5 protein-coding genes are annotated in these 12,080 nt (G+C 59.8%); 3 read left to right on the top strand and 2 right to left on the bottom strand.

The features are described 5' to 3' along the window. Positions 1 to 2: 2 nt before the first annotated feature. Together waaF and glnE are read right to left on the bottom strand one after the other, a co-directional pair. Positions 3 to 1,037 carry a lipopolysaccharide heptosyltransferase II gene (gene waaF / locus KGD89_RS02475; protein ID WP_025258249.1) on the bottom strand — a complete coding sequence of 345 codons (1,035 nt, stop codon included), beginning with the start codon at positions 1,035 to 1,037 and terminating at the stop codon, positions 3 to 5. Between the two features lie 202 nt (positions 1,038 to 1,239). Next, entirely contained in the window at positions 1,240 to 4,197 is a 2,958-nt protein-coding gene (gene glnE, locus KGD89_RS02470; protein WP_025258248.1) for a bifunctional [glutamate--ammonia ligase]-adenylyl-L-tyrosine phosphorylase/[glutamate--ammonia-ligase] adenylyltransferase, read from the bottom strand. 384 nt (positions 4,198 to 4,581) lie between these two features. Here glnE and aceE point away from each other — a divergent pair, with 384 nt between their 5' ends. The 3 genes from aceE (at position 4,582) to KGD89_RS02455 (ending at position 12,011) form a co-directional block, all read left to right on the top strand. Next, complete coding sequence (gene aceE, locus KGD89_RS02465) at positions 4,582 to 7,227, top strand: pyruvate dehydrogenase (acetyl-transferring), homodimeric type (protein WP_025258247.1); 2,646 nt, start codon at positions 4,582 to 4,584, stop codon at positions 7,225 to 7,227. 152 nt (positions 7,228 to 7,379) lie between these two features. After that, positions 7,380 to 9,011 (top strand): dihydrolipoyllysine-residue acetyltransferase, encoded by a 1,632-nt coding sequence (gene aceF, locus KGD89_RS02460; protein WP_025258246.1) that lies wholly within the window; start codon positions 7,380 to 7,382, stop codon positions 9,009 to 9,011. A 306-nt stretch (positions 9,012 to 9,317) separates the two neighbouring features. Beyond that, positions 9,318 to 12,011: a sensor domain-containing phosphodiesterase gene (locus KGD89_RS02455; RefSeq protein ID WP_025258245.1), complete on the top strand. Its 2,694-nt coding sequence runs from the start codon at positions 9,318 to 9,320 to the stop codon at positions 12,009 to 12,011. Positions 12,012 to 12,080 lie beyond the last annotated feature (69 nt).

The following is a 12,080-nucleotide window of genomic DNA, read 5'->3' as shown; positions in this document are numbered from 1 at the left end:
AGTCAGGCGACCTCCACCGGAGTGCCGCCCAGACGACCCAATGCCTGAACCACAGAGTCCGATTCAAGCAGGCGCATGCAGTTGTAGTGACCGAAACGGCAGGTGCGCTCGAAGCAGGGACTGCATTCGATCCCCAGTTGCACGATCTCGACCTCATCGGCCAGAGGCGGCGTAAAGCCCGGCGATGTCGAACCGTAGACGGCCACCAGCGGACGGTTCAGCGCAGCCGCCACGTGCATCAGCCCGGAGTCGTTGGAGACGACCGCATCGGCGCAGGACAGCAGGTCGATGGCCTCGGCCAATGAAGTTTCGCCGCTGAGGTTGACCGCCTCTTCACGCAGGCCGGGGATCAGATAGTCGCGAATGCTCTCACCGACCGGATGATCCTTCTTCGAGCCGAACAGCCAGACCTGCCAGCCTTCACGAATCCGGGACTCGGCCACCTGGGCATAATGCTCGGACGGCCAGCGCTTGGATTCACCGAACTCGGCACCCGGGCACAGCGCCAGTACCGGACGATCCAGGGTCAGGCCGAACTTGGCCAGCGCGGCATCGCGCACCTGGGTGTCGATCTGCAGGCTCGGCTTGGGATAAGGGCGTGGCAATTCAGCGCCCTTGTCGAATGCCATGGCCATGAAACGTTCGATCATCAAGGGATAGCGCTGCTTGTCCAGGATCCGCACGTCGTTGAGCAGGCCGTAGCGGAACTCGCCTCGCCAGCCGGTGCGCTTGGGAATGCCTGCAAAAAAAGGCACCAGCGCCGACTTCAGGGAGTTGGGCAGCAGAATGGCCTGATCGTACTGACCGGCCAGGGACTTGCCGATCCGGCGTCGGGTCGACAGCTCCAGCGCGCCGTGCCCCAGCGGAAAGCTCAAGGCAGCACGCACTTCAGGCATGCGCTCCAGGAGCGGACGGCTCCACTCGGGAGCCAGCACATCGATTTCGCACTCAGGATGACGCTGCTTCAGACACTGGAACAGCGTTTGCGCCATCACCATGTCACCGACCCAGCTAGGCCCAACGATCAAAATTTTCATGCTCGATCCAAAAACAGCCAGGGAGGCTTTCAGATTGCGTGACCTTCCCACACAACCTGACGCCTCCCTGTCATAGCTATCTATATATAGCGCTCAATAAACCGTAGGAGCGAATTCATTCGCGAAGATATTACCTGACGACACATTCTGTATTGATCGTACCGGTCTCTTCGCGGATGAATCCGCTCCTACAACGTGGGGGTCAGGTCAGTCCTGACTCACTCCAGATCCGCATCACTTCGCGCCGCTCGACTTCAAACTGATCACCGGCCACTGTCCCGGCCTGGTTCTGCAAGGCCTGACGGTGCGCCGCTGCGCGGTATGCCTTATAGGCTTCGCGCAACAGGCTGGCATCGGCATCAGGCAACAACCCGGCCTCTTCCAGGCCTTCGAGAATACGAATGTTATCGGTGTAGCGCAGCAGGGCGGGATGCTCTCTGGACCACGCCAAGGCCGCGTATTGCACCATAAATTCGATATCGACGATACCACCGGCATCCTGCTTGAGGTCGAACACCATGGCTGGATCGAAAGCATTGGCCGCCGTTCCCGCCACCGTCAGTTTAGTCCCAAGGCTGTCGCGCATCTTGGCGCGCATCTCGCTGACTTCTGCACGAAGCTTGTCCAGATCGCGCTCGCGCGCCAATACCGTGGCCCGGACCTTGCCGAACTCATTGCCCACATCAGGGCTTCCGACCAGCACCCGGGCACGCACCAGTGCCTGATGCTCCCAGGTCCATGCTTCATTTTCCTGATAGCGGCCAAAAGCCCCCAGCGAACTGACCAACAGGCCCGACGCCCCGGAGGGCCGTAGCCGCATATCGACCTCATAAAGCTGGCCGGAGTTGGTCTGGGTTGTCAGCAAGTGAATGATGCGCTGGCCCAGACGGGTGAAGAATTGCGCCCCGTCGATGGGTTTGGCGCCATCGGTTTCAGCCTGCGGATCGCCGTCATGAATGAAGACCAGATCCAGATCCGAGCCATGCCCCAGTTCGATCCCGCCCACTTTTCCGTAACCAACGATGACAAAACTCGGATCGCACAGACTGCCGTCGGGACGCGAAGGCGTGCCATGCCGGGCAACAGTATGTCGCCAGGCCAGGGCCAGAACCTGTTCCAGAATCGCCTCGGCCAGCCAGGTCAGGTAATCGCTGACTTTCATCAACGGCAAACTGCCCGAAATCTCGGACGCGGCCACCCGCAGACGATGGGCCAGCTTGAAGTGTCGCAAGGCCTCCATCTGCTGCTCCAGATCGTCCTCGGGGATACGGATCAGCCGCTCCTGAAGCTCGGCCGCCAGTTCCGGTGCCAGTGGCGGATTGAACAGACGACCTTCATTGAGCAGTTCGTCCAGCAGCAACGGGAAGCGGGCAATCTGCTCGGCAATCCAGGGGCTGGCCGCACATAACGTCAGCAAGCGCCGCAGGGCATCGGGGTTTTCCGTGAGCAGCACCAGATAAGCCGAACGCCGGGCTACCGCTTCGACCAGCGGCAATACCCGCTCAATGACCAGATCCGGGCTTTCATGCTCGACCGCCTGGGCCAGCAGACGGGGAATGAAAGCATCCAGACGCTCGCGCCCCAGGCGCTGCATCGAGCGCAACTGCGGGCTGCCGCGCAGGTTGGCCAGTTGCCGGATAGCCTTGTCGGCATCGACAAAACCGGCCTGGGACAACTGACGGCACGCCGCCTCTTCATCCTGAGACTCCTGCCACAGCGGCAACCACTCACCGCCCACGATGACTTCATCGTCATCCTGTTGCTCGTCATCGGCATCGGAATCCGGGTCGGCAATCACCTGACGGAAATGCCATGAAACCCGATTGCGCCAATGCATCAGTTGCTCATGGAAGGCCGACCAGTCGGCAAAGCCCAGCATGAAAGCAATGCGCGCCTGATCCTGCTCGTTGTCCGGCAACATCTGGGTCTGGCGGTCGGCAATAGCCTGGATGGCATGCTCGGTGTAGCGCAGGAACTCGTAACCTTCGCGCAACTCGTCGGTCACGGCAGAAGGCAGGTAGCCCTGGCCTTCAAGGGTTTTAAGCACCTTGAACAGCGGGCGCTGCTGCAGGCTCAGATCGCGACCGCCGTGAATCAGCTGGAAGGCCTGGGCAATGAATTCCACTTCGCGGATACCGCCAGCGCCCAGCTTGATGTTTTCGGCCATGCCCTTGCGCCGCACTTCCTGCTGGATCAACTGCTTCATGGTGCGCAGCGCTTCGATGGCAGAGAAATCCAGGTAACGGCGGTACACGAACGGACGCAGCATTTGCAGCAGTTGCTCGCCAGCCACCTGATCGCCGCCCACGACGCGAGCCTTGATCATGGCGTAGCGTTCCCAGTCACGACCCTGATCCTGATAATACTGCTCCAGCGCATTGAAGCTCAGCACCAACGCCCCCGATGAACCATAAGGCCGCAAGCGCATGTCGACGCGGAACACGAAGCCGTCGACGGTCACCGGGTCCAGTGCCTTGATCAGCCGCTGGCCCAGACGAATGAAGAATTCCTGGTTATCGAGCGCACGCTTGGCGCCCACCGTTTCGCCGCCTTCGGGGTAAGCGAAGATCAGGTCGATATCCGAAGACAGGTTCAGTTCCACCGCCCCCAGCTTGCCCATGCCGAGGATGACCATATGCTGTGGCTGACCGGTGCGGCGCCCGGTCGGGGTGCCGAGCAACTGGCAGTGACGCTCGTACAGCCATTGATACGCCAGATCGATAGAGCCATCTGCCATCTCGGACAGATCACGGCAGGTTTCGATCAGTTCTGCCTGACGGGTAAGATCGCGCCAGATAATCCGCACTTGCTGACGCATGCGCTGGCGACGTAGATTACGCCCCAGTTCATCATCGCTGCTGGCAGCCTGTACGGCGGCAGCGATTTGCCCGCGCAGTTCGCCCACGCTGAAACTGCGCTCCAGTTCGCCTGACTCCGCCAACTCCAGCAACATGCGAGGGTCGCGGCAAACCTGTTCGGTGACGAAGTCGCTGGATGCACAGACCCGGTCGAACGCCTTGCGGCGCGACTCCGGCCAGGCCTCGAAAGATGCCAGCGAATCGTCCGGCAACGCAGCCAGCGCTGTACGAAATGTCTGTTGTGCACGAGTAACTAAAGGCAGCAGGATGGCCGGAAAATCGGCCAGCGAAGGTAGGCTCATGGTCTATCCTTGATCGGCGTGCAATGGGCTACCTGCCATGTCCGCAAGTTTCATGCGCAACCGCCGAATGTAGAACAAAAGTTATAAATTGCTGAAAAATCTGAATCGCTAGCAGCAAGCACCAATTTTTCACTCTAAATTATAAAATTCACATCAACGGTAACGTTTTATCTCACAACACGACAGGAGCGATTTGGTCGCTTCTCTGTAGTTTTACTACTGAGCATGTAACTCGAAGGGCTGAAATGGTCGTCGATTTGTAGTAAAACTACACGCCGCCGGAACAACCCTCCGGTAATCCAAGAATTTTATGTCGTCTGCCCAAAAGGCCAGTCGCAAACTCAGGCAACCGATTCTGGAAGCCTTTCCGCCCTGGAGCAAGCCATGCAAGACCTCGATCCCGTCGAAACCCAGGAATGGCTGGACGCCCTGGAATCGGTTCTCGACAAAGAAGGCGAAGACCGTGCTCATTACCTGATGACCCGTATGGGCGAGCTGGCCACTAGAAGTGGTTCGCAGCTGCCGTACGCCATCACCACGCCATACCGCAACACCATTCCGGTTACTCACGAAGCACGCATGCCTGGCGACCTGTTCATGGAACGCCGCATTCGCTCGCTGGTACGCTGGAACGCATTGGCAATGGTCGTCAAGACCAACCTGAACGACCCGGACCTGGGCGGTCACATCTCCAGCTTCGCTTCCAGCGCGACGCTGTATGACATCGGTTTCAACTACTTCTTCCAGGCCCCGACCGACGAGCACGGCGGCGACCTGATCTACTTCCAGGGCCACGCCTCCCCGGGCGTCTATGCCCGTGCGTTCCTCGAAGGCCGCATCAGCGAAGACCAGATGAACAACTTCCGTCAGGAAGTCGACGGCAACGGCCTGTCCTCGTACCCGCACCCATGGCTGATGCCTGATTTCTGGCAGTTCCCGACCGTATCCATGGGTCTGGGCCCGATCCAGGCGATCTACCAGGCGCGCTTCATGAAGTACCTGGAAAACCGCGGCTACATCCCGGCAGGCAAGCAGAAAGTCTGGTGTTTCCTGGGCGACGGCGAGACCGACGAGCCGGAATCCCTGGGCGCAATCGCCCTGGCCGGTCGCGAGAAGCTGGACAACCTGATCTTCGTCATCAACTGCAACCTGCAGCGCCTCGACGGCCCGGTTCGCGGCAACGCCAAGATCATCCAGGAACTCGAAGGCGTGTTCCGCGGTGCAGCATGGAACGTCAACAAAGTCATCTGGGGCCGTTTCTGGGACCCACTGCTGGCCAAGGACACCAACGGTGCCCTGCAACGCCGCATGGACGAAGTCATCGACGGCGAGTACCAGAACTACAAGGCCAAGGACGGAGCGTTCGTTCGCGAGCACTTCTTCAACACGCCTGAACTCAAGGCCATGGTCGAAGACCTGTCCGACGACGAAATCTGGAAACTCAACCGTGGTGGTCACGACCCGTACAAGGTCTACGCGGCCTACCATCAGGCGGTCAACCACAAGGACCAGCCGACTGTCATCCTGGCCAAGACCATCAAGGGTTACGGTACCGGTGCAGGCGAAGCCAAGAACACCGCGCACAACACCAAGAAAGTCGATGTCGACAGCCTGCGTCACTTCCGTGACCGCTTCGACGTGCCGATCAAGGACTCCGAGCTGGAAAACCTGCCGTTCTTCCGTCCGGAAGAAGGCAGCGCCGAAGCCAAGTACCTGGCCGAGCGCCGCAGCGCCCTGGGTGGTTTCGTACCTCAGCGCCGCGCCAAGAGCATCAGCATCCCGACGCCACCACTGGAAACGCTGAAAGCGATCCTGGACGGCTCGGGCGACCGCGAAATTTCCACCACCATGGCTTTCGTGCGCATCCTGGCGCAACTGGTCAAGGACAAGGAAATCGGTCAGCGCATCGTTCCGATCATCCCGGACGAAGCCCGTACCTTCGGTATGGAAGGCATGTTCCGTCAGTTGGGCATCTACTCGTCCGTCGGCCAGCTCTACGAGCCAGTCGATAAAGACCAGGTGATGTTCTACCGCGAAGACAAGAAGGGCCAGATCCTCGAAGAAGGCATCAACGAAGCGGGCGCCATGTCGTCGTTCATCGCTGCCGGTACTTCGTACAGCAACCACAACCAGCCGATGCTGCCGTTCTACATCTTCTACTCGATGTTCGGCTTCCAGCGTATTGGCGATCTGGCATGGGCCGCTGGCGACAGCCGCACCCGTGGCTTCCTGATCGGTGGCACCGCCGGCCGTACCACGCTGAACGGCGAAGGCCTGCAGCACGAAGACGGTCACAGCCACATCCTGGCCTCCACTGTGCCTAACTGCCGCACCTATGATCCGACCTATGGCTACGAGCTGGCGGTGATCATCCAGGACGGCATGAAGAAGATGACCGAAGAACAACAGGACATCTTCTACTACATCACCGTGATGAACGAAGCCTACACCCAGCCAGCCATTCCGGCCGGCGCCGAGGAAGGCATCATCAAGGGCATGTACCTGCTCGAAGAAGACACCAAGGCGGCTGCTCACCACGTCCAGTTGCTGGGCTCGGGCACCATCCTGCGTGAAGTCCGCGAAGCGGCGAAGATCCTGCGCGACGAGTTCAACATCGGTGCCGACGTCTGGAGCGTTACCAGCTTCAACGAACTGCGTCGTGACGGCCTGGCGGTAGAACGCTCCAACCGTCTGCACCCTGGCCAGAAGCCTCAGCAGACTTACGTCGAGCAGTGCCTGGGCGGCCGTAAAGGTCCGGTCATCGCCTCCACCGACTACATGAAGCTGTTCGCTGACCAGATCCGTCAGTGGGTTCCGTCCAAGGAATACAAAGTGCTGGGCACCGACGGTTTCGGCCGTAGCGACAGCCGCCGCAAGCTGCGTCACTTCTTTGAAGTCGACCGTAACTTCGTGGTGCTGGCAGCCCTGGAAGCCTTGGCTGACCGTGGCGACATCGAACCTAAAGTCGTGGCTGAAGCCATTGCCAAGTTCGGTATCGATCCTGAAAAACGCAACCCACTGGACTGTTAAGAACCTGCTTCAAAATCGGTAACCTGCGCTGTTCAAAGGCGTGAAACAGCCGAGGATGCGGAATTTACACCCGTAAATGAGCATCCAAGGCTGTTTCGTTGCAACTGGATACGGCGCAATCGAATGAACAGGTTCTGCGAAGGAGAAACATTGTGAGTGAGTTAATTCGCGTACCCGACATCGGCAACGGTGAAGGTGAAGTCATTGAGTTGCTGGTCAAGGTCGGTGATCGCATCGAAGCCGACCAGAGCATCCTGACCCTTGAGTCCGACAAGGCGAGCATGGAAATCCCTGCTCCCAAGGCTGGCGTCATCAAGGCCATGAAGGTCAAGCTGGGCGACCGCCTGAAAGAAGGCGACGAGCTGTTCGAGCTGGAAGTCGAAGGCGAAGCGGCTGCTCCGGCCGCTGCTGCCGAACCTGCTCCAGCTCCAGCCGCTGCAGAGAAACCGGCCGAAGCACCTGCTGCTGCACCGGCTCCTGCCGCCAGCGCCACCGTTCAGGACATCCACGTTCCGGATATCGGCTCGTCGGGCAAGGCCAAGATCATCGAAGTCCTGGTCAAGCCAGGCGACAGCATCCAGGCCGACCAATCGCTGATCACCCTGGAATCCGACAAGGCCAGCATGGAGATTCCATCTCCTGCCGCAGGCGTGGTCGAGAGCGTTGAAGTCAAGCTGGAACAGGAAGTCGGTACCGGCGACCTGATCCTGAAACTGAAAATCGCAGGCGCAGCACCTGCCGCTGCACCGGCTCCAGCTGCCAGCGCTCCGGCAGCGGCCCCGGCCAAGGCTGAAGCCGCTCCGGCTGCCGCACCTGCCGCCAAGGCAGAAGCCGCTCCAGCTCCAGCGCCAGCCGCCGCTCAAAGCGGTGCCAAGGTTCATGCAGGCCCGGCGGTTCGCCAACTGGCTCGCGAGTTCGGCGTCGAGCTGAGCGCTGTCAGCGCAACCGGTCCACACGGCCGCGTGCTGAAAGAAGACGTACAGGTTTACGTCAAGGCCCAACTGCTGAAGGCCAAGGAAGCACCAGCCGGCGGCGTAAGCGGCGGCACAGGCATCCAGCCGATTCCGGAAGTCGATTTCAGCCGTTTCGGCGAAATCGAAGAAGTGCCGATGACCCGCCTGATGCAACTGGGCGCGAGCGGTCTGCACCGTAGCTGGCTGAACATTCCGCACGTCACGCAATTCGACCAGGCCGACATCACCGACCTGGAAGCTTTCCGTGTTGCGCAGAAAGCCGCTGCCGAGAAGGCTGGCGTCAAGCTGACCATCCTGCCACTGCTGCTCAAGTCCATCGCGCACCTGCTCAAGGAACTGCCGGACTTCAACGCTTCGCTTGCACCAAGCGGCAAAGCGGTCATCCGCAAGAAATACGTGCACATCGGCTTCGCCGTGGACACTCCGGAAGGCCTGCTGGTCCCTGTGATCCGCGACGTCGACCAGAAGAACCTGCTGCAACTGGCAGCCGAAGCAGCCGCACTGGCTGAAAAGGCACGCAACAAGAAGCTGACCGCGAACGACATGCAAGGCGCATGCTTCACGATCTCCAGCCTCGGCCACATCGGCGGCACCGGCTTCACGCCGATCGTCAATGCACCGGAAGTCGCGATCCTGGGCGTTTCCAAGGCCACCATCCAGCCAGTCTGGGACGGTAAAGCCTTCCAGCCGAAACTGATGCTGCCTCTGTCGCTGTCCTACGATCACCGCGTGATCAACGGCGCGGCTGCTGCCCGCTTCACCAAGCGCTTGAGCGAATTGCTGGCGGATATCCGCACAATCCTGCTGTAAGCCCAGGCAGGCCCGCCACATGGCGGGCCTTGCCGTGTATTTGCGAGCTGCCACGCTCGAACCTCAACCCCGCCTTCAAGCGGGGCTTTTTTTGTCTGCCTGTCCCGGTTATATAGCTCGGAAAATCCTCTGACTTCTGCGCTTATCTGCTGTATTGGCGAACCAGGTCAACCGGCCGACACTTTTATAGCACTAAGCCACCGCCCTCTCTTGTAAGCCTGGGCTGCATGATGCAACCTTGCCATACGCGAAAGTAATCCGGGCCAATGCCCTACCGCGATCAGTATTCCGGAAGCGAGTTTGTTCATGAAAAGCCAAACCGATGCTGCCGGCAGAACGGCAGCCGAGGTAGTAACGCAATTGCCGGTGCCTTCGCGCCTGGGCATGCTGCGTTTCGAGCGGCTTAATGAAGCCAATTGGGCGCTGCTGTTTCTCGATCCTAACTGCGAAAAACAGTTCGGCCTGCCTGCCGTGGAACTCTGCGCCCTGATTGGTTCGCCTTACGCCAGCCTGATGGAGCCGGAGGCACGCTACAGGCTACATGACGAGATCCAGTTGCAACTGGCATCCGCTCCGTTTTATCTGACCCGCTATACCTTGCACACCCCCAAAGGCCCGCTGGGTCTTCTGGAAATCGGTGAGGCCTACAAACAACACAATCGTCATCTGTTGCGTGGCTACTTCCTCGTGGTCGAGGGGATGATTGCCGAAGGCGAGCAGACATATGGTCCGGATCTGGAAACCCAGAACTCGCGTCTGCAGATCGCTCTGGAACTCAACCAGCGTGCGCAACGTGACCAACTCGCCCATCTGGAGCGAGTTCGCGCCCAGCAAGAGCTGATCCTGCGCCTGACACGCCATCGCTACAACACCGCCAACTCGGTGCTGGAAGCCGCCGAACTGATCACCAAGAGCGCCTGCGATATCTACGATGTCGACCGCGTGGGCATCTGGAGCCTGCACGAGCAGCGTCTGGAGTCGATTGCCGACTATCACCGGCAAAGCTGCGACTATCAGGTGCGCAAGCCACTGGATATCAGCCAGTACCCCAATTATCTGGACGCCTTGCACAACAGCCGGGCAATCGATGTCAGTAATGTGCAGAACGATCCGCGCACCCGCGAGATAGCAGACACCCTGCTGCCAAGGGGCGTGAATGCCATTCTGGACGCCAGTATCCGCATCGATGGCCAGGTGGTCGGCGTGCTCTGCCTGGAGCAGACCGGCTCGGCCCGTGAGTGGCAGCCCGACGAAATAACCTTTGCCGGTGAGCTGGCCGACCAGTTCGCGCAAGTCATCAACAACCACAGCCGGCGGGCCGCAACCAACGCGCTGTACCTGTTCCAGCGTGCTGTCGAGCAAAGCGCCAACGCCTTCCTGCTGGTCAACTGCGAGGGCATGATCGAGTACGTCAATCCGAGCTTCACCGCCATCACCCAGTACAGCTCCGAAGAAGTCCACGGCCACAAGCTGTCGGAACTGCCGGCACTGGAAAACCTCAATGCCCTACTGCTCGATGCCAATTCCAGCCTGAACAAGAGCAACAGCTGGCAAGGCGAGTTCAAGAGCCGACGCAAGAACCTGGAGCCCTACTGGGGCCAGTTGTCGATTTCCAAGGTGTATGGCGACAACCGCGAACTGACCCACTACATCGGCATTTACGAAGACATCACCCAGAGCAAACTCGCGCAGCAGCGCATCGAACGCCTGGCTTACACCGACAACCTGACCAACCTGGGCAACCGGCCAGCCTTCATCCGCAACCTGGACGAACGCTTCGCCCGGGACAGCGACACGCCCATGAGCCTGTTGCTGGTGGACATCGACAACTTCAAGCGAATCAACGACAGCCTGGGCCATCAGACGGGCGACAAGCTGCTGATCAGCCTGGCCCGGCGCCTGCGTAATACCCTCAGCCCGTCCGACATACTGGCGCGGTTTGCCAGTAACGAGTTTGCCGTGCTGCTCGACCAGAGCGGGCTTGAAGCCGGGCAGAACGTTGCCAGTCAGGTGCTGGCGACGCTGGACAAACCGATGTTCGTCGATAACCAGCTCATCAGCGTCACCGGCTCAGTCGGCCTGGCCTGCGCCCCGCTGCATGGCCGTGACCCGCAGACCCTGATGAAAAACGCCGGTCTGGCGTTGCACAAGGCCAAAGCCAACGGCAAGCATCAGGTTCAGGTCTTCACCGAAGCGCTCAACGCCGAAGCCAGTTACAAACTGTTCGTCGAGAACAACCTGCGTCGAGCCCTGACCCAGAATGAACTCGAAGTCTTCTACCAGCCCAAGCTGTGCCTGCGCAGCGGCCGTCTGCTGGGCATGGAAGCCCTGCTGCGCTGGAACCATCCGGAAAAGGGCATGATCCGACCGGACCAGTTCATCAGCGTTGCCGAAGAAACCGGCCTGATCATCCCCATCGGCAAATGGGTCGCGCGCCAGTCCTGCCGCATGAGCAAGGCGCTGACCGAAGCCGGTTTCGGCAATCTGCAGGTAGCGATCAACGTCTCGCCCAAGCAGTTCTCGGACCCGGACCTGGTGTCTTCCATCGCCTCGATTCTCGAAGAGGAAGCGCTGGATGCTTCCCTGCTGGAACTGGAGCTGACCGAAGGCCTGCTGCTGGAGGCCACCGAAGACACTCGCCAACAACTCGACTCGCTGAAAAAACTCGGCCTGTCGCTGGCCATGGATGACTTCGGAACCGGCTACTCATCCTTCAGTTACCTGAAGAAATTCCCCATCGATGTGATCAAGATCGACCGCAGCTTCATCCGGGACATTCCGGACGACGAGGACGACATGGAAATCACCTCGGCGGTGATCGCCATGGCCCACAACCTCAAGCTCAAGGTCGTGGCCGAAGGCATAGAAACCGCGGCCCAACTGAAATTCCTGCGCCGCCATCGCTGCGATGTGGGCCAGGGCTACCTGTTCGACAAGCCGATCCCCGGCGAAGAACTGATCGAAAAACTGAAACGCTACACGCGCCGACCGTCGGCCTGACCCCTCTTCCCTGTACACCGGACTCTCGGGCACACTGTCGGACTGTTTATCCCTCTAATCTGTTTTCAC

The organism is Pseudomonas cichorii (assembly GCF_018343775.1).
Taxonomy (GTDB): domain Bacteria; phylum Pseudomonadota; class Gammaproteobacteria; order Pseudomonadales; family Pseudomonadaceae; genus Aquipseudomonas; species Aquipseudomonas cichorii.
Note: the sequence above shows the minus strand (reverse complement) of the source record. Positions and strands in the feature narration are given on the sequence as shown.

Excerpts from the sequence above, each read along its gene's own strand:
- aceE (WP_025258247.1), top strand. The coding sequence starts at position 4,582 with ATGCAAGACCTCGATCCCGTCGAAACCCAGGAATGGCTGGACGCCCTG.
- KGD89_RS02455 (WP_025258245.1), top strand. The coding sequence starts at position 9,318 with ATGAAAAGCCAAACCGATGCTGCCGGCAGAACGGCAGCCGAGGTAGTA.
- glnE (WP_025258248.1), bottom strand. The coding sequence starts at position 4,197 with ATGAGCCTACCTTCGCTGGCCGATTTTCCGGCCATCCTGCTGCCTTTA.
- waaF (WP_025258249.1), bottom strand. The coding sequence starts at position 1,037 with ATGAAAATTTTGATCGTTGGGCCTAGCTGGGTCGGTGACATGGTGATG.